The sequence below is a fragment of the Massilia sp. PAMC28688 genome, from assembly GCF_019443445.1.
Classification (GTDB): domain Bacteria; phylum Pseudomonadota; class Gammaproteobacteria; order Burkholderiales; family Burkholderiaceae_D; genus Telluria_A.
The window spans coordinates 3,658,708-3,684,536 of sequence record NZ_CP080378.1 but is presented as its reverse complement, the minus strand read 5'-3'; the positions used below and the strand labels follow the sequence as shown (position 1 = coordinate 3,684,536).

Annotated in this window: 26 protein-coding genes; 8 read left to right on the top strand and 18 right to left on the bottom strand. The window is 63.1% G+C overall.

All coding sequences use genetic code 11. The features are described from left to right. Window positions 1-3: 3 nt before the first annotated feature. The 8 genes from fdx to KY495_RS16495 all read right to left on the bottom strand — a co-directional run bounded on the left by fdx (window position 4) and on the right by KY495_RS16495 (window position 6,264). Window positions 4-345, bottom strand: a complete 342-nt coding sequence (gene fdx, locus KY495_RS16530; RefSeq protein ID WP_219880472.1) for an ISC system 2Fe-2S type ferredoxin — start codon at window positions 343-345, stop codon at window positions 4-6. A gap of 21 nt (window positions 346-366) precedes the next feature. Further along, window positions 367-2,229: a Fe-S protein assembly chaperone HscA gene (gene hscA / locus KY495_RS16525; protein ID WP_219880471.1), complete on the bottom strand. Its 1,863-nt coding sequence runs from the start codon at window positions 2,227-2,229 to the stop codon at window positions 367-369. 70 nt (window positions 2,230-2,299) lie between these two features. Further along, on the bottom strand, window positions 2,300-2,815 hold the full coding sequence (gene hscB, locus KY495_RS16520; RefSeq protein ID WP_219880470.1) for a Fe-S protein assembly co-chaperone HscB: 516 nt from the start codon (window positions 2,813-2,815) through the stop codon (window positions 2,300-2,302). A 10-nt stretch (window positions 2,816-2,825) separates the two neighbouring features. Next, window positions 2,826-3,149, bottom strand: coding sequence for an iron-sulfur cluster assembly protein IscA (gene iscA, locus KY495_RS16515; RefSeq protein WP_219880469.1), 324 nt, complete (start codon window positions 3,147-3,149; stop codon window positions 2,826-2,828). Window positions 3,150-3,181: 32 nt separating this feature from the next. Then, complete coding sequence (gene iscU / locus KY495_RS16510; protein ID WP_219880468.1) at window positions 3,182-3,571, bottom strand: Fe-S cluster assembly scaffold IscU; 390 nt, start codon at window positions 3,569-3,571, stop codon at window positions 3,182-3,184. A gap of 27 nt (window positions 3,572-3,598) precedes the next feature. Continuing rightward, window positions 3,599-4,855, bottom strand: a complete 1,257-nt coding sequence (locus tag KY495_RS16505; RefSeq protein WP_219880467.1) for an IscS subfamily cysteine desulfurase — start codon at window positions 4,853-4,855, stop codon at window positions 3,599-3,601. Window positions 4,856-4,875: 20 nt separating this feature from the next. Further along, window positions 4,876-5,355, bottom strand: a complete 480-nt coding sequence (gene iscR, locus KY495_RS16500; RefSeq protein WP_219880466.1) for a Fe-S cluster assembly transcriptional regulator IscR — start codon at window positions 5,353-5,355, stop codon at window positions 4,876-4,878. Window positions 5,356-5,496: 141 nt separating this feature from the next. Continuing rightward, entirely contained in the window at window positions 5,497-6,264 is a 768-nt protein-coding gene (locus tag KY495_RS16495; protein WP_219880465.1) for a uracil-DNA glycosylase, read from the bottom strand. 164 nt (window positions 6,265-6,428) lie between these two features. On the opposite strand from KY495_RS16495, the gene KY495_RS16490 reads away from it, so the two are divergent. Continuing rightward, window positions 6,429-6,854, top strand: a complete 426-nt coding sequence (locus KY495_RS16490; RefSeq protein ID WP_229518333.1) for a CBS domain-containing protein — start codon at window positions 6,429-6,431, stop codon at window positions 6,852-6,854. 76 nt (window positions 6,855-6,930) lie between these two features. Here the strand turns inward: KY495_RS16490 and maiA are convergent, their stop codons facing one another. The 3 genes from maiA to KY495_RS16475 are packed head-to-tail and all read right to left on the bottom strand — an operon-like array spanning window position 6,931 to window position 9,155. After that, on the bottom strand, window positions 6,931-7,575 hold the full coding sequence (maiA, locus tag KY495_RS16485; protein ID WP_219880464.1) for a maleylacetoacetate isomerase: 645 nt from the start codon (window positions 7,573-7,575) through the stop codon (window positions 6,931-6,933). After that, window positions 7,572-8,597, bottom strand: coding sequence for a fumarylacetoacetate hydrolase family protein (locus tag KY495_RS16480; protein ID WP_219880463.1), 1,026 nt, complete (start codon window positions 8,595-8,597; stop codon window positions 7,572-7,574). The genes maiA and KY495_RS16480 overlap by 4 nt, the downstream gene beginning before the upstream one ends. 30 nt (window positions 8,598-8,627) lie before the next feature. Then, window positions 8,628-9,155, bottom strand: coding sequence for a VOC family protein (locus tag KY495_RS16475; RefSeq protein ID WP_219880462.1), 528 nt, complete (start codon window positions 9,153-9,155; stop codon window positions 8,628-8,630). A gap of 89 nt (window positions 9,156-9,244) precedes the next feature. Here KY495_RS16475 and KY495_RS16470 point away from each other — a divergent pair, with 89 nt between their 5' ends. Next, window positions 9,245-10,186, top strand: a complete 942-nt coding sequence (locus KY495_RS16470) for a LysR family transcriptional regulator (RefSeq protein WP_219880461.1) — start codon at window positions 9,245-9,247, stop codon at window positions 10,184-10,186. A gap of 205 nt (window positions 10,187-10,391) precedes the next feature. After that, window positions 10,392-10,952 (top strand): gamma-glutamylcyclotransferase, encoded by a 561-nt coding sequence (locus KY495_RS16465; RefSeq protein WP_219880460.1) that lies wholly within the window; start codon window positions 10,392-10,394, stop codon window positions 10,950-10,952. A 20-nt stretch (window positions 10,953-10,972) separates the two neighbouring features. On the opposite strand, the gene KY495_RS16460 is transcribed toward KY495_RS16465, so the two are convergent. The 3 genes from KY495_RS16460 to KY495_RS16450 form a co-directional block, all read right to left on the bottom strand. Then, a complete protein-coding gene (locus tag KY495_RS16460) occupies window positions 10,973-12,097 on the bottom strand; it encodes a PA0069 family radical SAM protein (protein WP_219884286.1) in 1,125 nt (374 codons plus the stop codon). Window positions 12,098-12,188: 91 nt separating this feature from the next. After that, on the bottom strand, window positions 12,189-12,836 hold the full coding sequence (locus tag KY495_RS16455) for a tRNA-uridine aminocarboxypropyltransferase (protein ID WP_219880459.1): 648 nt from the start codon (window positions 12,834-12,836) through the stop codon (window positions 12,189-12,191). Then, entirely contained in the window at window positions 12,833-14,053 is a 1,221-nt protein-coding gene (locus KY495_RS16450; protein WP_219880458.1) for a GNAT family N-acetyltransferase, read from the bottom strand. The genes KY495_RS16455 and KY495_RS16450 overlap by 4 nt, the downstream gene beginning before the upstream one ends. Window positions 14,054-14,279: 226 nt before the next feature. Between KY495_RS16450 and KY495_RS16445 the strand changes: the two genes are divergently transcribed. Both KY495_RS16445 and KY495_RS16440 read left to right on the top strand, forming a co-directional pair. Further along, window positions 14,280-15,551, top strand: a complete 1,272-nt coding sequence (locus KY495_RS16445; RefSeq protein ID WP_219880457.1) for a dienelactone hydrolase family protein — start codon at window positions 14,280-14,282, stop codon at window positions 15,549-15,551. Window positions 15,552-15,645: 94 nt separating this feature from the next. Then, complete coding sequence (locus tag KY495_RS16440; RefSeq protein WP_219880456.1) at window positions 15,646-16,935, top strand: triacylglycerol lipase; 1,290 nt, start codon at window positions 15,646-15,648, stop codon at window positions 16,933-16,935. Here KY495_RS16440 and KY495_RS16435 read toward each other — a convergent pair. Both KY495_RS16435 and KY495_RS16430 read right to left on the bottom strand, forming a co-directional pair. After that, window positions 16,932-17,855, bottom strand: a complete 924-nt coding sequence (locus KY495_RS16435; protein WP_219880455.1) for a pyridoxal-phosphate dependent enzyme — start codon at window positions 17,853-17,855, stop codon at window positions 16,932-16,934. The two genes, KY495_RS16440 and KY495_RS16435, sit on opposite strands and share 4 nt — an antisense overlap. Before the next feature lie 19 nt (window positions 17,856-17,874). Next, window positions 17,875-19,401: a cryptochrome/photolyase family protein gene (locus KY495_RS16430; protein WP_219880454.1), complete on the bottom strand. Its 1,527-nt coding sequence runs from the start codon at window positions 19,399-19,401 to the stop codon at window positions 17,875-17,877. A gap of 259 nt (window positions 19,402-19,660) precedes the next feature. Between KY495_RS16430 and KY495_RS16425 the strand changes: the two genes are divergently transcribed. Together KY495_RS16425 and KY495_RS16420 are read left to right on the top strand one after the other, a co-directional pair. Next, window positions 19,661-21,907 (top strand): ATP-binding protein, encoded by a 2,247-nt coding sequence (locus KY495_RS16425; RefSeq protein WP_219880453.1) that lies wholly within the window; start codon window positions 19,661-19,663, stop codon window positions 21,905-21,907. 6 nt (window positions 21,908-21,913) lie between these two features. Further along, window positions 21,914-22,369, top strand: a complete 456-nt coding sequence (locus KY495_RS16420) for a response regulator (RefSeq protein WP_219880452.1) — start codon at window positions 21,914-21,916, stop codon at window positions 22,367-22,369. 12 nt (window positions 22,370-22,381) lie between these two features. On the opposite strand, the gene KY495_RS16415 is transcribed toward KY495_RS16420, so the two are convergent. Next, the gene (locus KY495_RS16415) at window positions 22,382-23,998 is read right to left on the bottom strand and encodes a response regulator (protein WP_219880451.1); all 1,617 of its coding nucleotides are present in this window, start codon (window positions 23,996-23,998) and stop codon (window positions 22,382-22,384) included. Between the two features lie 369 nt (window positions 23,999-24,367). On the opposite strand from KY495_RS16415, the gene KY495_RS16410 reads away from it, so the two are divergent. Beyond that, window positions 24,368-24,838, top strand: a complete 471-nt coding sequence (locus KY495_RS16410; protein WP_219880450.1) for a hypothetical protein — start codon at window positions 24,368-24,370, stop codon at window positions 24,836-24,838. 71 nt (window positions 24,839-24,909) lie between these two features. On the opposite strand, the gene KY495_RS16405 is transcribed toward KY495_RS16410, so the two are convergent. Beyond that, complete coding sequence (locus KY495_RS16405; RefSeq protein WP_219880449.1) at window positions 24,910-25,752, bottom strand: endonuclease/exonuclease/phosphatase family protein; 843 nt, start codon at window positions 25,750-25,752, stop codon at window positions 24,910-24,912. Window positions 25,753-25,829 lie beyond the last annotated feature (77 nt).

Sequence of the window (25,829 nt, the reverse complement as noted above, 5' to 3'; positions counted from 1 at the left end):
CGATCAGTGATTTTTCTCTGCCGCGTGGTTGATGGTGTACTTCGGAATTTCCACGACCAGGTCTTCGGTGCCGACGATGGCCTGGCACGACAGGCGCGACACGGCTTCCAGTCCCCAGGCGCGATCGAGCATGTCCTCTTCTTTTTCCTCAGGCTCGTTGAGCGAATTGTAGCCTTCGCGTACCAGCACGTGGCAGGTGGTGCAGGCGCACACGCGGTCGCACGCATGCTCGATTTCGATGTCGTTTTCCAGCATGACGTCGCACACCGATTTGCCGGATGGCGCCTCGATGACTGCGCCTTCAGGGCAGAACTCGGGATGGGGAAGAAATACGATTTGTGGCACGGGTAACCTCTTTCGTGATGCTTAAACTTCGTCCAGCGACTTGCCGGCAAGTGCCGTGCGTACGCTCTGGTCCATGCGGCGCGATGCAAATTCCTCGGTCACCTGCGCCAGCTTTTCCACGCCCGCGTGGATCGCGCCGGCGTCATCGCTGCCAGCGACTTCCTTGAGCTGCGCCATTGCAGCGTCGACCGCCATGCGCTCGTCGAGCGAGAGCAACGCGCCGTCCACATCGAGAGCGGCCTGGGTAGCGAGCAGGATGCGCTCGGCCTCCACCTGTTCTTCACGCAGCGCGCGCGCCACCATGTCCACCTGCGCCGAGGTGTAGGAATCCTGCAGCATGCGTGCCACTTCGTCGTCGGCCAGCCCATACGAGGGCTTGACCACGATGGACGCCTCGACGCCGGAGCGCGTCTCGCGCGCCGAGACCGACAGCAGGCCATCGGCATCGACCTGGTAGGTGATGCGGATGCGGGCCGCACCGGCCACCATTGGCGGAATGCCGCGCAGCTCAAAGCGCGCCAGCGAACGGCAGTCGGACACCAGCTCGCGCTCGCCCTGCAGCACGTGTATTGCCAGCGCAGTCTGGCCATCCTTGAAGGTGGTGAATTCCTGGGCACGGGCACAGGGAATCGTGGAATTGCGCGGAATGATTTTCTCAACCAGTCCGCCCATGGTCTCGATGCCAAGCGACAGCGGAATCACGTCGAGCAGCAGCCAGTCGTCGCCCGCCGCACGGTTGCCGGCCAGCAGATTGGCCTGGATGGCCGCGCCCAGCGCCACCACCTTGTCCGGATCGATATTCGCGTGCGGGATGGTCTTGAAGAATTCTGTCACGGCGCGGCGCACGTGCGGCATGCGCGTGGCACCACCGACCATGACCACGCCGTCCACGTCGTCCACCGACACGTCGGCGTCGCGCATGGCTTTCTTGATGGCGTTGACGGTCTTGCCCACCAGGTGCTTGGTGATGTCGGCGAAAATCTCCGCAGTCACCTTGACGTGCACGATTTCGCCGGAATTGAGGATGGCGTCGACCATGGTCTCGGCATTGGTTGACAAGAGTTCCTTGGCCTGGCGCGCCTTGACCATGAGCGTGGCCGTGTCTTCGTCCGACAGCGGTGCCAGCTTGGCCTGCTCGTTAATCCAGCAAAACAGGCGATGGTCAAAGTCGTCGCCACCCAGGGCAGAGTCGCCGCCGGTGGACAGGACCTCGAACACGCCCTTGGACAGCTTGAGGATGGAGATGTCAAAGGTGCCGCCGCCAAGGTCATAGACGGCGTACACGCCTTCGGACCCGTGGTCGAGACCATAGGCGATGGCGGCCGCCGTCGGCTCGCTCAGCAGGCGCAGCACGTTCAGGCCGGCCAGTTGTGCAGCGTCCTTGGTGGCCTGGCGCTGGGCATCGTCAAAATAGGCCGGCACGGTGATGACCGCGCCTACCAGGTCGTCGCCCAGCGAATCTTCGGCACGCTGGCGCAGCGTGGCGAGGATTTGCGCGGAGATTTCGACCGGGCTTTTCACGCCGGCCACGGTCTTGATCTGCACCATGCCGGGCGAATCCTGGAACGCATACGGCATGTTCTCGGCGTAGGCGATGTCCTTCAGCCCGCGCCCCATGAAACGCTTGACCGACACGATGGTGTTTTTCGGATCCGTGGTCTGGTGCGCCTGCGCCTTGAAGCCGATGTTGGCATGGCCATTGGGCAGGTAGCGCACGATGGACGGCAGCAGCGGGCGGCCGTCCTCGTCGCTGAGCACTTCCGGAATGCCGCTGCGCACGGTGGCGACCAGCGAATTGGTGGTACCAAGGTCGATGCCCACGGCCAGCCGGTGCTGGTGCGGAGCGGTGGACATGCCTGGTTCTGAAATCTGGAGAAGTGCCATATATTCTTATGTAGTCGGCCCACTGCGGAAGTGGAAGTACTGCGATGGTGTGACCGGCGCGTGCGGCCGGTCAGTGATCGAGTGCGTCAAAGGCGTGACGCAGTTCCTCGTCGAATTTGTCGAGGAACATGAGCGCCCTCACCCCTTGCGCGGCGTGTTCAAAGTCGCCCGCATCGAGCTGCTTGCCGATGCTGGCGGTGCGCGTCTTGCGGTCAGCCTTCACTTCTGCCGACAGCGCTTCGAGCGCAGGCAGGTCGGCGCCGGAGCGGGCTTCACCCAGCGCCTCGCGCCATTCCATCTGCTGCATCAAAAATTCCATCGGCATGGCGGTGTTGGACTCGGTGGCGAGGTCCACGCCATTGAGCTCGCACAGGTACTGCGCGCGCTTCTGCGGGTTCTTGAGCGTCTGGTAGGCCTCATTGGCGCGGGTGGCCCACTGCATGGCCACGCGCTTTTCTGCATCGGTGGCACCGACGAAGCGATCCGGGTGGACCTGGCCCTGCACATCGCGGTATGCCGCGTCGAGCGCGGCCATGTCCACGGAAAAGGCCGCGGGAAGCTGGAACAGGTCGAAGTGGTTCTGCATCGTCAAGGCGTTAAATGCGGAAGCTCTCGCCGCAGCCGCATTCGTCCTTGACCTGCGGATTGCGGAAGCGGAAGCCTTCGTTCAAACCTTCGCGCGTAAAATCGAGCTCGGTGCCATCGATGTACGGCAGGCTTTTCGGGTCGACGAATACCTTGACGCCGTGCGACTCGAAGACATTGTCTTCGGCCGCCGATTCGTCAACGTATTCGAGCTTGTAGGCCAGGCCCGAGCAGCCCGTGGTGCGCACGCCAAAACGCAAACCAATGCCCTTGCCGCGCCGTTCCAGGTAGCGGTTGATGTGCTTGGCCGCTTTTTCGGTCAGTGTGATTGCCATAGTTTCTCCAGCTGTGATGCAGAAACCCCGGCTTACGCCGCGGTTGGGTGCTTGGCCTTGTAGTCCGACACGGCAGCCTTGATCGCGTCTTCAGCCAGGATCGAGCAGTGAATCTTCACCGGCGGCAGCGCCAGTTCTTCAGCGATCTGGGTGTTCTTGATCGACAGCGCCTGGTCAAGCGTCTTGCCCTTGACCCATTCGGTCACCAGCGACGACGACGCAATGGCCGAACCGCAGCCATAGGTCTTGAACTTTGCGTCTTCGATCAGGCCATCTGCGCCGACCTTGATTTGCAGCTTCATGACGTCGCCACATGCCGGCGCGCCAACCATGCCGGTGCCGATTGTCTCGTCGCCCTTGTCAAAGGCGCCAACGTTACGTGGATTTTCGTAGTGATCCAACACTTTGTCCGAGTATGCCATTTTAGAACTCCTGAATATTCAATACGGTTAGTGGGCTGCCCATTGGATGGAATTGATGTCGATTCCTTCCTTGAACATGTCCCACAGCGGCGACAGTTCGCGCAGCTTGTGGACCTTCGACTTGAGCAGGTCCACTGCAAAGTCGATGTCGGCTTCGGTCGAGAAGCGGCCGATGGTAAAACGGATGGAGCTGTGTGCCAGCTCGTCGCTGCGGCCCAGGGCGCGCAGCACGTAGGATGGCTCCAGGCTGGCCGAGGTGCAGGCCGAACCGGACGACACGGCGATGTCCTTGATGGCCATGATCAGCGACTCGCCTTCGACGTAATTGAAGCTCACGTTGAGGTTATGCGGCACGCGGTGATCCATGTCGCCATTGATGTACGTTTCTTCGATTTCCTGCAGGCCCTTGGCCAGGCGGTCACGCAGCGCCGTGATACGGGCGATTTCACTGTCCATTTCTTCCTTGGCGATGCGGAAGGCTTCGCCCATGCCCACGATCTGGTGGGTTGGCAGCGTGCCCGAACGCAGGCCGCGCTCGTGGCCACCGCCGTGCATCTGTGCTTCGAGACGCACGCGCGGCTTGCGGCGCACGTACAGGGCGCCAATGCCCTTGGGACCATATGTCTTGTGGGCGGTGAAGGTCATGAGGTCCACCTTGCTGTTGGCCAGGTCGATGGCGACCTTGCCGGTGGCCTGGGCCGCGTCGCAATGGAAGATGACATTCCTGGAGCGGCACAGCGCGGCCAGTTCCTCGATTGGCTGGATCACGCCGATCTCGTTATTGACCAGCATGACCGAGACCAGAATGGTATCCGGGCGCATGGCAGCTTCGAGCTGAGCGACTGTGATCAGGCCATTGTCCTGCGGTTCCAGGTAGGTGGCGTCAAAGCCAACCCGCTCCAGTTCACGCACGGTGTCCAGCACCGCCTTGTGCTCGGTCTTGACCGTGATGATGTGCTTGCCGCGCGTCTTGTAGAACTGCGCCGCGCCCTTGAGCGCCAGGTTGTTGGACTCGGTGGCGCCGGAGGTCCAGATGATCTCGCGCGGATCGGCACCGACCAGCGCTGCCACGTGGGCGCGCGCCTCCTCCACTGCCTTTTCCGCAGTCCAGCCATACATGTGGCTGCGCGACGCCGGATTGCCGAACTGCTCGCGCAGGTAGGGAATCATCTTGTCCGCCACCCGCGGATCGATTGGCGTGGTGGCCGAATAGTCCATGTAGATGGGGAAGTGCGGCGCAGTCACGAAGGTCTGCTCGAGTTCTTTGTCCAGAGGTGCGTTCATCAGGTCTGCTCCAATATGCTTCAATTTTGTCCGACTGCAGCGGGCGTGCGGTGTACCACCACAACCTGCTCGGCGTGCTTGTGATTCTGCTGGTCGACCAGGTCCTGCAGCGAGACCGAATCGAGATAGTCGACCATTTTTTCGTTGAGCGTGGCCCACAGCTCGTGCGTCATGCAGCGCGCGCCGGTGGCAGCGTCCGAGCCGTGACAGTTTTCCTTGCCGCCGCACTGGGTCGCATCGAGCGGCTCGTCCACCGCAATGATGATGTCGGCCACCGTCACCTTGTCGGCGCGGCGCGCCAGGCTGTAGCCGCCACCCGGTCCGCGGATGGACTCCACGATCTCGTGGCGGCGCAGCTTGCCGAACAGCTGCTCCAGGTAGGACAGGGAAATGGCCTGGCGCTGGCTGATGCCGGCGAGCGTAACCGGTCCCTTGCCCTGTCGCAGGGCAAGATCGATCATCGCAGTCACAGCAAAACGGCCTTTAGTGGTCAGACGCATCTCAACCCCGGTCATGTTAAAATATTGCCTAAATTCATTCACGCAGCGCATTCACGATGCCTGCCAGGGAAAAATAAAGCCCTGATTAGTTGAACGATTTAGTCAAGTATATCAAATTTGCCGGGTCCTGTCTCGGACGCCCTATTTTTCGCCGCAGTGCAGCAAGCGCATCGGGCGGAACAAATTCTGCATGTCCACGTGGTCGATGAAGCTGAGGTTGTAGGGGTGTTCCGACGCCACCTGCGGGAAGCCGGCCGTACAGGGCAGCTTTTTGAGCTGCTCGGCAATCTTGCCCCACAAAACCAGGGTTGGCGCTACCGGCAGCAGGGCCTGCAAGACGGTGTCGAGAAAGGGGAGCCAGGCCTTGGCATCAATGGCCGGCGCAACATGGTGGCGGAACACGAGCGAGGCGTTCAGCAATAAGAACCCCTGGGCCATCAGGTTGTCCTGCAACTGCGCCAGCGTCTTGATATTTCCGTGCGCCTCAAGCTGCGCCGCAATGGGCGCCAGGGCAGCACCGCCGGTGTTGCCCGACTGCAGGCGCTGATCGGCCACCAGCAGCATCTTCATGAAATTGCGCAACGACGTTGCCTTGTTGACTGGCTTGGACAGGCCGGAGGCACACCACAACTCGCCCACGGCGCCGTCCATGAAGCACACGCCGGTCGCACTTTCCGCACGCGGATACGGCCCCTCGCCCACCAGCACGTAGCGTACCTTGTCGAGCGGCAGCGCAAAGGCGGCGAACAGGCGCTGCTCAGTCGGAAGATAGGCGTCCCCGGCAAGCTGCGGCAGGTACGACGGCTGCGCCCGCATCATTGCTTCCAGGCCAGCGGTCAAATGGGGATGCCACGAAGAATGTGCGCGCGCGAAGGCATCAAGGATGGGAGCGGGAATGCTGGAAGACATCGGTGATGAGGCGATCCAAAGGCATCGATTGTAAATGCCATTTCAACCACGCGTCAGACTTTACGAAAAAAGTGCATTATTGACAAAACCCTGCCACGCAGGGAAATCGCAGTTCGATATTCATTTAGCTATGGAGGCTCATGATGCAAACGATTCAAGAAGTAATGACCCGCGACGTTCAATGCATTTCGCCGGAAGAGACCGTGCGCCGCGCCGCGCAGATGATGGATGAATTCAATGTCGGTTCGATCCCGGTTGTCGACGGCGAAAAGCTGGTGGGCATGATCACCGACCGCGACATTACCGTACGCTCCACCGCAGCCGGCCAGGCGCCTGAAAGCACGCGCGTGGGCGACGTGATGAGCACCGACGTGCGCACCTGCTACGCAGGCCAGTCGGTCGATGAAGTCCTGGGCCAGATGGGCGACGTGCAGATTCGCCGCGTGCCGGTTGTAGACCAGCAGTCGCACAGCTTGATTGGCATCGTGTCGCTGGGCGACATGGCAACCAGCCAGTCCAAGGGCATCGAACAGGCGCTGGAAGAGATTTCGACGCCGTCCGAGCCGGACATGTCGACCGCCAAGCACTGACACTGACACCGGCCGTTGTCACGACGCCGTCCCTGCCTTGCGCACGGACGGCGTTTTTGCGTGGGCTTGGCGTGTGCTATTCGGCGTCCGCCTGCTTGGCAGGATGGGCCGCCTCAAATGCGGGCAAAGCGCGGCAGGCGGCATCGATACGGGCCATGGTGGGATAGGCGCTCATGTCGACATTGAAGCGCGCGGCGTTGAACACCTGCGGCACCAGGACGATGTCGGCCAGGGTGGGCATGTCGCCATGGCAGAAACGCCCCGTGTCCGCCGACGCTGCAAGCTGCGCTTCGAGCGCGGCAAAGCCTTCGCGCACCCAGTGCACGTACCAGGCGGTTTTCGCCTCTTCGGTCAGGCCGGCTTCCTTGACCAGGTAGCGCAGCACGCGCAGGTTGTTCAGTGGATGAATATCGCAGGCGATGGCCAGCGCCAGCGAGCGTACGCGCGCGCGGCCCAGGGCGTCGCGCGGCAGGATTGGCACCAGCGGATGAACCTCGTCGAGATACTCCAGGATGGCCAGCGACTGCGTGATGGTGGCGCCGCCATCTTGCAGCGCAGGTATCAGTGCGCTGGGATTGATGGCGCGGTACTCGGGCTTGAGGTGCTCGCCGCCGTCGCGGACCAGGTGTACCGGCACGGCGTCATAGGCCAGCCCCTTGAGATTGAGGCCGATGCGCACGCGGTACGCAGCCGAGCTGCGGAAATAGTCGTACAGCTTCATCGCGTGGGCCCCTCGTACCTGGCCACATCCTGATTGATGGCGCCAAAGATGCTGGCGCCATCGGCATCAAACATCTCGATGCGTACATTGTCCCCAAACTGCAGGAAGGACGTCCTGGGCGCGCCCTGCTCGATGGTTTCGTACATGCGCACCTCGGCCAGGCAGCAGTAGCCGACGCCGCCGTTTTCAATGCTCGAACCGTGCAGGTCGCCCTGCTTGTTCGACACCGTGCCAGAGCCAATGATGGTGCCGGCGGCCAGCTCGCGCGTCTTGGCCGCATGCGCGACCAGCTGCGCGAAATTGAAGGTCATGTCCTCGCCCGCATTGGGCTTGCCGAAGGGCCGCTGGTTGATGTGAACGGTGATCGGCAGGTGCAGCTTGCTGTCCTGCCACGCACCACCAAGTTCGTCGGGCGTCACGCACACCGGCGAAAAGGCGCTGGCCGCCTTGGACTGGAAAAAGCCGAAGCCCTTGAGCAGCTCGCCCGGGATCAGATTGCGCAGCGAGACATCGTTGACCAGCATGACCAGCCGGATCGCGCCGGCGCACTCTTCCACGGTAGCGCCCATCGGCACGTCGCCCGTAATGACCGACACTTCCGCTTCCAGGTCAATGCCCCACTCTTCCGACAAGGCGTAGATCGGATCGTGCGGGCCCACAAACGAGTCGGAGCCGCCCTGGTACATGAGGGGATCGGTATAGAACGAAGCCGGCACATCGACATTGCGCGCCTTGCGCACCAGTTCCACGTGGTTGATGTAGGCCGAGCCGTCGGCCCACTGGTAGGCACGCGGCAGCGGCGAGTGGCACAGCGACTCGGCAAAGGGCTGGGCGTCCCAGGTGGCGTTGTCGTTCAAGGCCGTGTAGACGGCTTGCAGGCGTTCAGCCACGCTGTCCCAGTTATCGAGCGCGAACTGCAGCGTGGCCGCGATTTTGGGGACCTTCTGGTAACGCGTCAGGTCGCGGCTGACCACCACCAGCGCGCCATCGCGCGTGCCATTTTTGAGTGTAGCGAGTTTCATTGTTCTGTCCTTGGTGATGCGTGTGTGTGCTTAGTGCTTCTCGTGCATCCAGGCCGCATGCTTGGGCGCCTTGCGGGTCTCGGCCCATTCATTGAGCATGTCCCACTTCACGGCATCGAGCTTTTGCTTCATCTCGTCGGTGGCGGTATTGACCGACAGCTCGAGGCGGTGGCCGTTGGGGTCGAAGAAGTAAATCGACTGGAAAATGGTGTGGTTGGTGGGCCCGACCACGTCGATCCCGTCCGCCTCCAGGCGCGCCTTGGCCGCCAGCAGTTCATCCATGGAGCCGATTTCCAGCGCCAGGTGCTGCACCCATTGCGGGGTGTTTTCGTCCCGGCCCATCGATGGCTGCAACGGCAGTTCGAAAAAAGCCAGCACGTTGCCGTTGCCGGCGTCGAGAAAGACGTGCATGTAAGGATCGTAGGCGCCGGTCGAGGGCACCGTGTCTTCGGCAATGGCCAGCACAAAATCCATGTTGAGATATTTGACGTACCACTCAACGGTCTGCTTGGCGTCCTTGCAGCGATAGGCTACATGGTGAATTCGTTGGATCTGCATGCTGTGCTCCCAGTGTAATTGCCACTATTAAAGGCCAAAACGAACTATCATACAAACAATATTTTCAAAGCTATATATCAGATCATCTTATGAATCCCACTTTGCGCCAATTGCGCGCCTTCGTCGCCCTCGCCCGCACCGGCAGCTTCACGCTTGCTGCCGAGTACCTGCACGTGACGCAGGCGGCGTTGTCGGGCCTGATCAAGGAACTGGAGCAGACGCTCGGTATCCGGCTGGTGGACCGCAGCACCCGCAAGATTGCACTGACCGACATTGGGCGCGAACTCTACCCGCTGTTTTCCAAGACCATTGACGACCTCGATGGTGCCTTGCTCGATATCGCCAATCATACGCAATTAAAAAAAGGCGTTGTGCGGGTGGCCGCGCCGCAACTGATGTCGTGCACACTGCTGCCGGAGATCATTGCCAGCTATCGCCGGGCCCATCCGGATATCCAGGTGCGCCTGGTCGATTGTGCGGTGGAACAGGTGACGGGACGGGTGCTCAGCGGCGAAGTGGACCTGGGCATTGGACCGGAACGCGATGCGCTCGCGCAGATCGCGGCCACGGTGCTGTTTGAGATGCCCTTTGCCGTGGTATTCCCGGCCGGCCATGCGCTGGAACAGCGCACGCGGCTTGCCTGGCATGACCTGGCTGGCTATCCCCTCATCTCGCTGCAGGGCCAGTTCACCGAACGCCTGCTCAGTGACATGCATGGCGCACTGCGCGACGTACAGATTGATCCGGCCAACGAAGTCACCTTCATGACCACGGCCCTGGCCATGGTGGCCGCCGGACTGGGCATTACGGTATGCCTGCCGTACGCGCAACCGCTTGTCAGGCTGCACCAGCTGCAGATGCGCCAGCTGCACGAGCCGGAACTGACGCGCCGTTTTTTTGTGTACCGGCGTGATAACCGCTCGCTCTCGCCTGCAGCAGAAAGTTTTATCGCATTCCTGCATCAGTTCATGCTGGCGCACGACTGGAATGTTCCGGTGCCACAGCCGCGCCCGAACGAGACTGCGGCATGAAGGTGGCAGGCTTGGCAATAAGCGCCGGGCAATAGGCAGCGCGGCACAGCGGCACAGCGCCACAGCGGGCACCTGCCGCTGCAGTGATCGAATCCCTGCGCGCGGCGCCCGGAGAACGGCGCCGCACTGGCCGCAGGCAGATTACCGCCCAGCGCCGGATTGGCACCCCATCTATAATGTCCCTACGATTGTTGCAGAGGCACCCATGTCCCACGACACCATCGCCATCAACCAGCGCATGGACAAATTCGACGGCCACCACAGCGTGTGGCTGTTCGGCTATGGCTCATTGATTTACAAGGCGGACTTCCCATTCATTGAGCGCCGCCCCGCCAGCATTGCCAACTGGACGCGCCGCTTCTGGCAGGGCTCGCACGACCACCGGGGAACCGAAGCGGCTCCCGGCCGGGTGGTGACCCTGGTGCACGCGGCCGGCGCCGTCTGCGACGGCATGGCCTACCTGATCACGCCGCAGGTATTCGCCCACCTCGATCATCGCGAAAAGAACGGCTATCTGCGCCTGGCCACGGACATCACCTTTGATGACGCCACCACCACGGAAGGCCTGGTCTACATTGCCACCGCCGACAACGCCGCCTTCCTCGGTCCGGCCAGCGAATACGACATTGCCGTCCACATTGCTGCCTCGCACGGACCCAGCGGCCCGAACCGTGACTATCTGATGGAACTGGCGCAAGCCTTGCGCGCCATGGGCAAGGACGATCCACACGTGTTTGCTATTGAAGCCTTTCTCGGTTCGCTATAGCCTCCATTTGCGTGCGCGCGTCAGGAAAACAGGTCGAGCTGCCCGGTAGCGTTGCCACACTGCTTGACCTTGGCGGGCGGCACCACTTGCGGCCGCCTGAAGCGGGACGCATCAAGCTGTCCGAAACGGCTGCCCTGCAACCCCATGCCCAGGCGCTCGCAAGCCTTGACGAAGCGCTGGCGGATGAGGTCAGCCCATACGCCTTCACCGTGCATGCGCTTGCTGAAGTCGCTGTCGTAGTCCTTGCCACCCCGCATGTCGCGCACGCGGTTCATCACCCGCTGGGCCCGCTCCGGAAAGTGCGCCTCCAGCCACTGCTGGAACAGGGGGTTGACCTCCCACGGCAGGCGCAGCACCACGTAGTGGGCGCTGACGGCACCGGCATCGCGCGCCGCTTCCAGGACGCGCTCCAGTTCCGGCTCGGTCACGAAAGGAATGACAGGCGCCACGCTCACGCGGACCGGGATGCCTGCCTCTGCCAGCGTGCGGATGGTGCGTAGCCGGCGCGCGGGCGCCGCGGCCCGTGGCTCGAGCGTGCGGGAGATAGCGGGGTCAAGCGTGGTGAGCGTGATGGCGGCAATGGCCTGGTTCTTGGCCGCCATGGGCGCCAGCAGGTCGATATCGCGCTCCATGAGCGATGACTTGGATATCATTGCCACCGGATGCTCGCAGTCGTGCAGCACTTCCAGCACCCGGCGCGTGATGCGCAATTCGCGCTCGCAAGGCTGGTAGGCATCGGTGTTGACGCCAATGGCGATGGACTGCGGCACATAGGAAGGCTTGGCCAGTTCACGGCGCAGCAGATCGGCCGCATTTACCTTGGCAAACAGGCGGCTTTCAAAGTCCAGGCCCGGGGACAGGCCCAGATAGCTGTGGGTGGGACGGGCGAAACAGTAAATGCAGCCATGCTCGCAGCCGCGGTAGGGATTGAGCGAGACATCAAATGGAATGTCGGGCGAGGCATTGCGGCTCAGGATGGTTTTTGCGAACTCGTCCGTAACCTGGGTCTTGAAAGGTGGGGCCTGTTCATCGTCATGGGTCCAGCCGTCGTCAAAGCTTTCGCGGCCGTTGACTTCGTACCGCCCCTGGAGATTGGATACGGCGCCCCTGCCCTTGGTAGCCGACAGCGGCCGCGGCGGCAGCATGACGCGTTCTTCAGACTGATTGTTGGGATCGCTCACGGCTGCCTCTGAACTGTATAAACATACAGTATTCTACGGCCACCGCTCCGGCGATTCAAGCGCGATTCGCCAATCCGTGTCTGGCCGATAGTGCAAGTTTGCCCGAGGTAGCATGGAAATGCGCAACAAAGTCATCAAAGGCCTGCAACAGCGGCAGGAAGGCCGTGTCGTCCCCGTGCAGCTGGCCGAGCGCGTGGCAGGCAGCTTCCAAGGTCGATAGCTGGTGCGGCGCGTGCGCCTTGCGGATGGTGTAATGCGTTGCCGGCACTGCCGCCAGTGCCAGCCGTGGCAGGGCTTGCAGCGCCGGGTTCAGGTACAGCATCTTGCGGCTCTTGCGCCAGGTCCCGTCCAGTATCACCAGGCGCACACGGGCGGGGTCGGCCATCTGCGCGGGTTCGCAGGCCGGCGGCGCCGGCAGGCCGAGTTCCCGCTCGCCAGGCAGGTCCGGATAGAGCAGCACGGGCAGGCGGCCACCCTCTGACAGCATGGCGGCCAGGGCCTGGGGGTCGAAGCTTTCGCCGACCGCCAGCGCGGCCTGGTCGACACTGAGCTGCAGCAGGCGTGCGCTGCCTTTGGCATTGTTCACTTCCAGCGGATGCTGCAGGATCAGCAAGGGCGCCGCGCTGTGCACCGGTGTAATCCAGCGGCAGATGCAGGCGGACAGCGGGCGGGTACAACGGGGGCAATGGGCACGCCGGCTCATCGGAACATGCTCACCCGTGCTTGGCTGGCGCGGCGCGCCCGGCGCCAGGCTGAGCGCATCTTTTTGGCGAGGCCGACCAGCTGTTCGGCCACGGCTTGACATGCCTGATGGGCGGCGAACAGGTGGCGGATGGCTTGACTGCGGCGCACCACGGCGACCTGGGCCCGCATCTCCAGAAGCTGCGATGAGCTGAACGCATGCTTAGGCGTTCCGTAACCGAAGTCGATCAGTTTAAAACAGTTCATGCCAATTAGATCTTCCATCGCCAGTTGCATGACGGTCGCCCCCACGGACAGGTGACGGTAGCCCTCATTGGTAAAGATGTTGTGAATATGCAGCACGCTCGATGAGCGAGTGGCGACGATCACGCCCATCACCGCTTCGCCCGCGCGCAGCACGTAGCATAACAGCAAGCTATGGCGCGCGAGGGCGTCTACCGTCAGCCGGCGCTGCAGGGCCGCCCCGGCGTCGCGGTCGAGCAAGTGCGCCAGCGCGTCAAACAAGGCATCAATCTGGTTCGCCTGCGCGATCCGCGACAGGCTGACCGGCCCGCAGGCATCGGCCAACTGGCGCACCTGGCGCCTGATGTTATAGCGCTTCTTGCTGGTGAACTGCTGCATGTAGGCCTCCACCGACGGCGGTACCGGCATGGTGTGGCAGGCGCGCCAGTCGCTGACCATTGCCGGCTGCACACCCTGGGCCCTTCCCTCCAGTAATTGCTGCCAATGGCCGCCCTCGCGCGGCAATGCTTGCAGGAATACGGCGGCGGCCTGCGGATACAAGGCCAGGACCTCGCTTGCCACCAGGGCGAGCGGGACCTGATGGCTGCCCTGGGCCGGGAGACTGCCCAGCATGCTCATTGTTGCAAGTTGCTTGCGCCACAACACCAGCGGTCCGATATTGAACGCCAGTTCCAGCACGCCGAACCGGACGGGCACCACCGCCAGCAAGGTCCCGGCCCGGGTGACAGTGACCAGCTCGACCGGCGCTTGGCCGCCGTCCGAGTCGGCGATAGCGTCGAAAAATGCCGGCAACTGATACAGCTTTTGGGCACTTTGCCCTCCTTCCACCAGGGACAGCCATTGGGCGCGGAAAGCGGGGTCGCCGGCGCGCCCGGTGGCGATCTGTACCGTCCACGGGCTGGACAAGCTGTGTCCAGTGTCGCGGGGCGCGCATCCATTGTCCAGTTGAGGGTCGTTGCAGATCGGCGTGTCCATGGTGTGGGCAAAGAATGACGTGTCTCGGCATTTTCCGTGCCCGCCCATCTCCGGCTCATGACACCGCGCAAGTTTCCACCAGCTTGCCATGCCGGACAAGCTTGTCGCGCCATGCAGCTTGCCAGACGCACAAGCGAAACACCGATAACGATCATTATTTTTGATTTCCTACGCGAAAATTATCAAAACGGGTATTGCCCATGAATTTACTCATGCATAGAATCGAATGCATTCCTTCAGGCAATCCAATTTATCGGGAGCCATCATTCGTACCGCACTGACCCACCTGCGCCGTGTTGCGCATCGCATCGCGACCTTCTCCGTTGTCGGCTTCACCCTGCTCCCGGCCTTGGCGATCGAACAAGAACTTCCCATTGATTTTCGTCTGAACGAGCACGTCATCATGATTCCGGCCGGCGCCGCCAACAGCGCCCGGCTGCAAACCACCGTGTTCCGCCCGAATGGCCCCGGGCCCTTCCCCCTGCTGGTCATTAACCATGGCAAGGAAGCAGGCGACCCGCGCTACCAGTCGCGCGACCGCTTCATCTTCATGGCAACGGCCTTCGTCAAGCGCGGCTACGCGGTGCTGGTTCCCATGCGCCAGGGTTTTGCCAACTCCACCGGCACCTATGCTGACCATGGCTGCAACATGACGGCCAATGGCATGGCGCAGGCGGCGGACGTGCTTGCCACCATCGCCTTCGCCCGCACGCAACCCTGGATTGATGAACAGCGCATCATCATTGCTGGCCAGTCCTACGGCGGCCTGGCCACGATTGCCCTGGGCACGCAGGCGGTGCCGGGCGTGCGCGGCCTGATCAATTTTGCCGGCGGCCTGCGCGATGATGGGGCCGGATGCGACTGGCGCGCGGAACTGGTGCGCGCCTTTGGTGTCTATGGAGAGGCGAACAAGGTGCCCAGCCTGTGGATGTACGGGATCAACGATTCCCTGTTCGGGCCCGACCTCGTGGCCCGCATGCACACCGCTTTCGTCCGCGCCGGCGGGCGCGCGCGCCTGCACGAATTCGGCATCTTCAAGCGCGACTCGCATGGCATGCTGGCCAGCCGCGATGGCGAAAAGATCTGGTGGCCGGAAGCCGAGCGTTTCCTGCAGCAGGTGGGCATGCCGACCCGCGAAAAATATGTGGTCACGCAACTGCCCGGCCCGGTGCGCACCGATTTTGCGCGCGTCGACGACATCGACGCCGTCCCTTACCTGAGCGAGCAGGGACGCGCAGCCTACCGCGAATACCTGGGCAAGATGACGCCGCGCGCGTTTGCCGTCTCGGCCAGCGGCGCCTGGTGCTGGGCCGAGGAAGGCGAAGAGCCGGACACGCGCGCCCTGGCTACCTGCGCCCAAAAAAGCGGCCAGCCCTGCCAGCTATATTCGGTGGATGATTATGTCGTCTGGCAGGGCGAGCCGCGGGCGCCCGGTGCCATCGCCGCCACTGCAGGCAGCGACACCATGGCCGCCAACGCCGAAGGCGCTGCGCCATAAGCGGTGCCCGGCTCAGCCAAAGTTTGTTTTACTTCAAGACCGGGCCCAAAAATATCGTTAAGATCGTGGCGACCTCTTTGTCCGGAAGTTCGTCATGCTTCGCATCGTCAACATCGTTCTGGCGGGCATCTTGTCCCTCATGGTGCCAGATGCCTGCGCTGCCAATAATTACCCCATCGTGCTGGTGCATGGCTTCCTCGGCTTCGGGCCCGAGCAATTTACGCGCAGCGGTTTCAAGTACTGGGGCGGATTCGGCGATATTGCCGGCCACATGCGCCAGCACCATGGCCAGCACACCATCCTGGTGGCGACAGTCGGTTCCATCAGTTCGAGCTGGGACCGTTCAGCCGAACTCTACTATCAAATCAAGGGCGGCTGCGTCGATTATGGCCGCCTGCACACCATTCATTTTCAGCACCTCGAAGAGCGCCGCCCACCCGGCAAGTGCTGGGCTGCCGACCCTGCCAACAATCCCGGGAACTACCCGCCCGCCCTGTATCCGCAATGGGATGCCGAGCATCCCATCCACCTGATCGGCCACAGCCAGGGTGGGCAGACCATGCGCTCGCTGATCCAGTTGCTGGAAAACGGTTCACCCCACGGCGACGAAGGCGACGGCGAGCTGTACAAGGGCGGCAAGATCGGCTGGGTCATCAGCGCCACTTCCATTTCCGCCCCCCACAACGGCACCAGCCTGCGCGACGCCATTGGCCATTTTGGCCCGGTCGCCATGGACCTTGCGGCCGGCATTGCGCGCGTGGCCGACCCGGCGCCCACGCCCCTGCCCGCACGCGCGCCCGCTCCTACCGCACGCAGCTACCTGCAGCCGCTGTTTTCGCCGCGCCTGTGGAACCAGGATAATTTCGATTCGGCGCAGTGGGAGATGGGGCCGGACGGCGCGCGCGAATTTAACAGCTGGGTCAAGACCTCGCCCCACGTCTACTATTTTTCAATCGCCAATTCGGCCACCGAGCCTGGCGCCTGGTGCTGCAACCAGACCGACCGCCTGATCGCGCCGCTGCAGCAGCGCCAGTACCACTACCCCAGGGCCGACATGGCGCCCCTGACCAAACCGTACGCAGGCGAATGGATTGTGCCATCGCTGGCGCGCCGGGGCCTGGGTTCCTACACCCAGTCCGGCCCCGGCCGGGTGCCGGTGGACAGCGCCTGGTTTCCCAATGACGGCGTGGTCAATGCCGTGAGCATGCGCTCACCGGCCGGGCAACCGGTGCGCAATTACGACGGCACCGCAGTGCGCGGCACGTGGAATTTCCTGGGCCACTACCGCACCTACGACCACTTCGATGTCCTCGGCTGGCCGCGCTCGGGCGAGCGCGCCTATCCGATCTACGATGGCATTGCGGCCATCCTGTATCGCCTTTAGGACTGGCCTGCCCACTTGTGCAGCTGGGCCACGCTGGCCGTCACGCCGCCGCACACGATAACGAGAATGTTCGAGCAGGCCGCAAGCTGGGGCGCGCCGTCGTAGACGGCTGCCAGCGATGCGCCGCAGGCCGGCTCCACCACCACCCGTTGGTCGTCCATGAAGCGCAGGCACGCGGCCACCGCCGCGGCATCGCTGACGACCACGCTGTGGACCGGATGCGCGCCGGCGGCCCAGGCCAGTGCCTGGCCGGCCACGCGGCGCGCGCCGAGCGACGTGGCAATGCTTGAAATGGCCGGCAGCTCCACGGGCGCCCCGGCCTGCATGGCCTGGGCCAGCGAATCGGCACCCTGCGTTTCCACTGCCACGACCGGCACGTCGTGCCAGCCGTTGCGGCGCATCCCCTGCACCACCCCGCACAGCAGACCGCCCCCGCCCACCGACAGCACCACTGCGTCGGGCTTCACACCGGCAGCTGCCACTTCGTCGATCATGCCGGCATGGCCCTCCCACAGCAGCGGGTCGTCAAAGGGGTGGATGAAGGCATCGTGCGCACCCACCATGGTCTGGGCCAGCGCATTGGCCTCCTGGAATGAAGCGCCATGGACAATGATCTCGGCCTGCTCGCGGGCGATCAGGTCGCGCGCGCGGGCCGTGGTCGTTTCCGGCACCACCACCACAACCGGCACGCCCAGGCGCCTGCCGGCATAGGCGGCGGCGATGCCGGCATTGCCGCCCGATGAGGAGATGAAGCGGCGCGCCCCGCGCCGCACATACTCCTGGCACGCAAAGCCGATGCCACGGATCTTGAACGAGCCTGGCGGCTGCAGCGCTTCCATCTTGAGCCACACCGTGCGGTGCGCGGCGCCGCCGGCGAGCGCGGCCAATTCAATCAATGGCGTTTGAATATGCAGTGTCATGTTGATGCCGGTGAGTTGATCAAAGCTGGTCGAGGCGCGCGCGCAATTCGGTCGCCCGCAGCCGGAAGGCGGCGCGTGCCTCGTCATCCATCCTGCCCAGGTTCTTGTAGACCATGCCCAGGCGCTGGTTGCCCGACAGGCGGCCGGCATGGCGCTCGAAAAAATCCCAGTACAGCGCATTGTACGGGCAGGCCTTGTCCCCAAGGCGCGCTTTCTTGTCGTAGTGGCAGCCCTTGCAGTAGTCGCTCATGCGATCAATGTAGGCGGCGCTCGATACGTACGGCTTGGTCGCCAGCAGGCCGCCATCGGCAAACTGGCTCATGCCAATCGTGTTGGGCATCTCCACCCATTCGAAGGCATCGACGTAGACGCCCAGGTACCACTGGTGCACCAGCTTGGGATCGAGGCCTGCCAGCAGCGCGAAATTGCCGATCACCATCAGGCGCTGGATGTGGTGGGCGTGAGCGTCATCGAGCGACTGGCCGATGGCGTGGCGCAGGCAGTTCATCCTGGTCTTACCGTCCCAGAACCAGGATGGCAGGGCCTGGGTGTGGCCGAACACATTGTGCTCCTGGTAGCCCGGCATGTTGGCCCAGTAGACCCCGCGCACGTACTCGCGCCAGCCCAGGATCTGGCGGATGAAGCCTTCCACCGAGTGCAGCGGCGCCTGGCCCCGGCGCCATGCGTCCTGTGCTTCGTCGATGACTTCGCGCGGATGCAGCATCTTGGTGTTGAGCGCAAACGAGAGCAGCGAGTGAAACAGGCGCGAAGCCTTGCTGCTCATGGCATCCTGGTAGTCGCCGAAATGCGGCAGGCCGTGCTGGATAAAGGCGTCCAGGTGTCCCAGCGCCTCGGCGCGGTTGAGCGGCCACACGATGCGCGCCGCGTCCGGCCGGCCAAAGCTTTGCACGCCGGCTGCCACGATGGTCTCCCACAGCGCCGAGTGATCGTGCAGAGCGCGCGTGTCGAGCGGCTCGGGCGGATCGCCACGCCACGGCTTGCGGTTGTCGTGATCGAAGTTCCACTGCCCGCCCGCGGGCTTCTTGTCCTTTTCCACCAGCACCTGGTGCGTTACCCGCATCTGGCGGTAAAAATACTCCATCAGCCATTGGTGGCGGCCGGCGAAAATCCGCTGTGCCTCATCACGCGCTGTCAGGAAATGCTCCGTGTCGGCCATCGACACGGGTGGCGCTGCGACGGCGTAATCGGCCAGCTGCTGATCCAGCCGCCACTCATCGGGAGCCTGGTACTGCACCTGAACGGCCTGGTAATGCGCGCGCAGCAGATCGAGATTGCCCGGGATGGACTGGGTATTGCGCGGATCGTCAATGGCCAGGTAGTCCACGCGGTGCCCCTGCTCCTGCAAGGCACGCGCAAAGTCGCGCATGGCGGCAAAGATGGCGATGACCTTTTGCGCGTGGTGGACCACATAATCGGTTTCCTGACGCACCTCCATCAGTGTGTAGATGACATCGCTGCGCCGCTCTTGCAGCCAGCTGTGAAGAGGATTGAGCTGATCGCCCAAAATGAGGCGCAAGGTGGTCATGGGCTGCAGTGAAAGTACAGGGCCGCACAGCGTAGCATGCCTTGCCAATCGAGATGCTCCTGCATTGAAACTCACAACTTAAGAATAACTACTGGTTTTTTCTTCACCATCTTGCAAAAAAACCGGGCAAACGTGCGATCCAGACACTGTTGTTCTAGTAAAATTCCCTCTCCGAAAAAGCCGCCATATCGCCTTGGAGTCCTGGTTCTTGTCGCTTTACAAACAATAGCAGTTGGCCTCGGAGCGACGCGCAATACTCATGACAGTGGTAACAACGACCTCCCACGATCTTGACTTGTCCAGTTGCGACAAGGAACCGATCCACACCCCCGGCAGCATCCAGCCGCACGGGTTCCTGCTGGCACTATCAAAAGAGTTGACAGTTCTTCAAGCGAGCGACAATTTGTCCAGCCTCACGGGCGTGTGCGTTGAAGATTTACTGGGCCAGCCGCTGGCACACTTACTCGGGGCGGGCCTGGCCGAGCGCATCAAGGCCGCACTGGCCCAGTCCGAAGTTGGCCAGCGTCCCATCTTTCTGTGTACCGTGGAACTGGCGCGCGGGGCCCGCTTCGACGTCCTGGCGCACCACCACGATGGCCTCTTGATGCTGGAATTCGAGAAGGCGGAACAGGAAGGGCCGGCCGATCTGCGCTACCTGTACCGCAAGGTGGGCGACTTCCTGCTCAAGCTGAACAATGCGTCGACGGTGGTGGAAATGGCGCGCCTGGCGGCCCAGGACATTTGCGCGGTGACCGGCTACGGCCGGGTGATGGTGTACAGCTTTGACCCGGAAGGCCACGGCCACGTGCTGGCCGAATGCCGCAGCGATGACTACCACTCCTATCTCGGCCAGCGCTTCCCGGCCACCGACATCCCGCGCCAGGCGCGCGAACTGTACCTGCTCAACCGGATCCGCCTGATCCAGGACGCCAGCTACACGCCGGCGCGCCTGGTCCCGCCGCTCAACCCCGTCACGGGCAAGGCCACCGACCTGTCCTTCGCCTCGCTGCGCAGTGTCTCGCCGGTCCACCTCCAATACATGCGCAACATGGGTACCATGGCCTCGATGTCGGTCTCGCTGATCGTCAAGGGCAAGCTGTGGGGCCTGATCTCGTGCCACCATGATACGCCCAGCCCGGTGGCCTTTGACAAGCGCACCGCCTGCGAGCAGCTGGGCCAGATCCTGGCCATGTGCATCGGCTCGCGTGAAGACGCGGACGAACTGCAGTTCCGCCTCGAGGTACGGCGCGTGATGGTGTCGATGCTGGGCGGCCTGACCCATGGCGCCGACTTCATCGACAACATGAGCAGCGTCCTTCCTTCGCTGCTGCAGTTCGCGCGCGCCGGCGGCGTGGCCGTTCTGTACGACGACCGCCTGCTGGTGCACGGCGACGCGCCGGGCGAAGCGCAGATCGAGGAGCTGGTGGCATGGCTGGGAATGAACACCCACGCCGACGTCTTCCACACCGATAAGCTGAGCCGCGTGTTCGCCCCGGCGGCGGCCTACACCAAGGTGGCCAGCGGGCTGCTGGCCATGCCGATCTCGCGCATCCACAAGCATTATCTGTTGTGGTTCCGGCCCGAGACCGTGCACACCATCGACTGGGCCGGCAACCCGTACGACAAGGCGGCGGCGAACGGTACGCCGCCGCAGCTTTCGCCGCGCACCAGCTTTGACAGCTGGCGCGAAACCATCCACGGCACCAGCGCCCCATGGCACAGCGGCGAAATCGAGATGGCTGTGGAGTTTCGCAGCGCCCTGCTGGGCCTTGCCCTGGAACGCGCCGAGCAAATGGCCGAACTGGCCGAAGACCTGGGCCGCGCCAACAAGGAGCTGGAAGCGTTTTCGTATTCGGTCTCGCACGATCTGCGCGCCCCGCTGCGCCACATCGTCGGCTTTTCCGACCTGCTGCTCGAAGCGGCCGGCAACGACAGCCTGGAGAAGCGCCAGCGCTTCCTCAAGAACATCAAGGAATCGGCGCGCCTGGCAGGCAAGCTGGTGGACGACCTGCTGAGCTTTTCGCAGATGGGGCGCGCGGCCCTGCGCCCGACTGAGATCGCGATGGCCGACATGGTGCGCTCCTGCCTCGACAAGCTGTCCATCGAAACGCGCGGACGCAATATCGAATGGGACATCGGCCCCTTGCCGACCCTGAAGGCTGACCCCAGCTTCCTCCAGCTGGCCTTGTATAATCTGCTGTCGAACGCGGTGAAATTCACGGGCCAGAAGGAGTTGGCCGTGATTCGCGTCAGCGCGCAGGATAACGACCACGAATGGGTCATCTCGGTTGCCGACAACGGGGCCGGTTTCAACATGGATTACGTCCACAAGCTGTTTGGCGTATTCCAGCGCCTGCACCGGATGGAAGACTTCCAGGGGACGGGCATCGGTCTGGCCAATGTCAGGCGGATCATCGAGCGGCACGGCGGGCGGGTGTGGGCGCAGTCCCAGCCTGGCCAGGGTGCCACTTTCTCCTTCAGTATTCCCAAAGAACTCAACGATTAAATCATTATGCTCAAGCCCATTTTACTGGTCGAAGACAATCCCCACGACCTGGAACTGACGCTGATCGCGCTGGAAAAAAGCCAGCTGGCCAACGAAGTCATCATCGCGCGCGACGGCGCCGAAGCCCTGGACTACCTGCGCTGCGAGGGAGACTTTGCCAAGCGCCAGGTCGGCAATCCTGCCGTCATCCTGCTCGACCTCAAACTGCCCAAGGTCGACGGCCTGGAAGTGCTCAAGGTGATCAGGTCCACGCCCTCGCTCAAGAGCGTGCCGGTGGTGATGCTGACATCGTCAAGGGAAGAACAGGACCTGCTGCGCAGCTATGAGCTGGGGGTCAATGCGTACGTGGTCAAGCCGGTCGACTTCGGCGAATTCGTGCGCGCCATCGCGGACCTGGGCATCTTCTGGGCGGTGCTCAATGAACCGCCGCCAGGGTCCTACCGCTACATCAAGCCGCACTAGGCGCCGCGGGCGTCAGTGCGAGGTGGCACTGGCCGGCTTGCGGCGGCGCAGCAGGTGGCGGATGCGCGCGCTGAGCACATCGGCGTTGTAGGGCTTTTGCAGCAGGTTGACACCCGGGTCCAGGCGTCCGTCATGCGTGAGCACACCCTCGGCGTAGCCGGACGTGAACAGGATCTGCGCCTGCGGCAGCTTGGCGCGCACGATCTTCGACAATTCCAGGCTGCTCATCTTCCCCGGCATCATTACGTCTGAAAACACCAGGTCGATCTTGGCGCCCGAGTCAATCACCTCGACCGCGCTGGCCGCGTCTTCTGCCTGGTACACCTGGTAGCCCAGGGCCGAGAGCAGCTCCACGGTGGTGCTGCGCACATCGTGCTCGTCTTCCACCACCAGGATCGATTCGAGGCCGCCGAACAGGGGCGCCGGGGTGCTGTCTTCCATGCGGTCGGCTTCGGCCTCGCTACGCTGCAGGAAGATCTTGACGCTGGTGCCTGCGCCGGGTTCACTCTTGAGCACAATCTCGCCGCCGGACTGCTTGACGAAGCCGTAGGCCATGGACAGGCCCAGGCCAGTTCCCTGCCCGGTGGGCTTGGTGGTGAAGAAGGGTTCAAAGGCCCGCTCAAGCACCTCCGGCGCCATGCCGCAGCCGGTATCGGCCACTTCCACCAGCACGAAGTCACCGCAGGCCTGCTTGGGCAGCAGGGGCGAGCCGGCCGGCACATTCACGGCGCGGATGGTCAAGGTTCCGCCATCGCTCATGGCGTCGCGCGCATTGATGGCCAGGTTCAGGATGACGTTGTTGAACTGGCTCGGGTCGACATTGATGCTCCACAGCCGGTCTTCGATATCGGTCTCGATGATGGCGCGCGGGCCAAGCACGCGCCGCATCATTTCATCCATGTCGCGCAGCACGCTGCCGGGATTGACCACCACCGCCTGCAGCGGCTGGCGCCGGGCAAATGCCAGCAGGTGGGCCGACAGCTTGGCACCGCGCTCCACCCCGGCCAGGGCAATGTCGATGCGGGCGCGCGCATTGTCGCTCACGCCACCCAGCAGTTTGATCAGCTGCAGGTTGCCGCCGATGATCTGCAGGACGTTGTTGAAGTCATGCGCCACGCCGCCGGTAAGCTGGCCGATCGCTTCCATTTTCTGGGCCTGGTGGAGGGCCGACTGGCTGGCCGCCAGTTCCTCCTGGCTGCGGCGCAGCGAGATGAAGGCCTTGTCGCGCTGCTGGCGCGCCACGTAGGCATCGCTGTGGTAGCGCAGGCGGGCGGCCAGCTCGCGCCCGTCGGGCCACTTGACCAGGTAATCGTTAGCGCCGCAGGCAAAGGCCTTGGCCTTGATGTCGGCATCTTCTTCGGACGACAGCAGGATCACGGGAAGGTGCTCGGTGTCGGGATGGGCGCGCAGCATGCGCACCACGTCGAAACCGTCGACCCCGGGCATGCGCAAATCGACCAGCACGACCGTGGCCGCCACTTCCAGGGCCAGCTCGACGACGCGCTCGGAATGCGGATCGTAATGGGTGGAGACGCCCGTGCAGCCGTGCAGGCAGTGCGCCACGAAATCCTGCGTGAACGGCTCGTCGTCAATCAGCAGTACAGAGCAGGAAGAGGCGTCGTCAATCATTACTAATTTCAATAGGACAATGTTCACGTATTCTACATGAGGGTAGTGACATTTTCCTCAGTTCATCCAAGCGTGCGCCTGGTAAAACGTCACTCCACTGCGGGGGGAATTTGTGCACCGCATAAAGCTGTCCGTGCAGCATTGCACAAGGGAATCACCGCAGATTGCTGCACAAAAACAGGGCATTTTTCCTGTCAATTTCCTCAGAAAATCTAGACCGATTCCTACAGACCCCTAGCTGCGACTCCTACGAAAGCGAGGCTGAATGTCTGACCACACTGGCCGGCGGCGCCGATAAGATGAGTTCACCTGAGCAGACGTTCAATCGCGAATGTCTTGTTCAGCCTCTAATTACACAAGGAGATCATCATGAACAAGAACCAAGCAGGCGGCCACAATACCCCCCAGGGCGGTAACCAGTCGGGCTCGTCGGGTGAAGACAAGATGAGTCAAAATCAGCAGTCCGGTAACAAAGGCTCGGGCAACCAGGCCGGCCAGAGCGGCCAGCGTGACCAGCAGTCGGACAACAGCCGCCAGGACAGCACCCTGGGCAATCAGAAGACAGGTTCCCAGCAGAGCGGCCAGCAGCAGCAAGGGTCGCAGCAGTCGGCCAATCAGAAGCCCGGCTCGCAGCAGTATGGCTCCCAGCAGTCCGGCTCCCAGCCAGGCAGCCGCCAGGGCCAGCAGCGCGACGAGCTGAGCGACCGCGACAGCCAGATTGGCCAGCAAAGCCAGAGCGGCCGCACCGGCCAGGGAATGGGCAACCAGCAATCGGGCTCGCAGGGTTCGGCCCAAGGCTCGCAGCGTCCGCAGGATGACGACGAAGACCTGAGCCGCTGATCGACCAGAAGCAGGCCCGTCTTTGACGGGCTGAGCCGACAAGGCCACGTTGAAGCGTGGCCTTTTTGTTGTCAGGTCAGCTCGATCAAGAGCGGCTGATGATCCGAACCAAAGTGCCCTTCCACCACACGCATGCTGCGCACGTGGCGGGCCAGGCCGGCGCTGGCGAACACGAAGTCAAACGCGTATGGAATGGCCGTGTCGTCATGAACGCATACCGTGGGTGCGTGGGGCTGGCCCGGATGTGTCAGGCCCCACGCGTCCTGCCAGGCCGGCACGCCCTCGTCAAACGGCGCCTGCAGGCGCCAGTATTGCGCCGACTGCGGCAGGAAGTTGAAGTCGCCTGCCAGCAGGGCCATGGCGGCCCGGGGAACGGCGCAAAAGGGCCCGTTGTCACGCTCGCCAGGCGGCGTGGCCAGCGCCTGCAGGTGGGCATCGCGGTGCAGCTCGCGCAGGCGCTCCACCTGGGCTGCGCGCTGGATTGGTGAAAAGTATTCCAGATGGGTATTAACCACCCGCAACAGGCCGCACGGCGTATCGATGGTGGCCTCGATGGCGCCGCGCTGCATGCTCATGGCGGCGGCGTCCACCGGCCAGGGCAGTGCATGGCGCAATACCTGCAGCACGGGATGGCGTGACAAGGTCATGTTGCCGAACAGCCGGCGGGTGCCGCCCGCGACCCGGGTATCGGTATTGATCCCGGCCAGCGCCGTGTATTCCGGCAACAACGCCGCCAGTTCGATGAACTGATTGCGCCCGTCGGACCCTGGCAAATCCGTGTAGCCGGCCGATACTTCTTGCAGGCATAGCACATCGGCATCAGCCATCTGGCGCAGGCTGGCCGCCACGCGCTCCAGGTTGCAGGTGCCGTGGTGCCAGCGCCCACGCTGGATGTTCCAAGAGATGAGTTTCATTGCGGTCGGCCTCCTGCGTACAGGCTAGCCCAGTGCCGGCGCGCCGGCATGAGGCAGCACAGGGCAGCGGCAGGCAC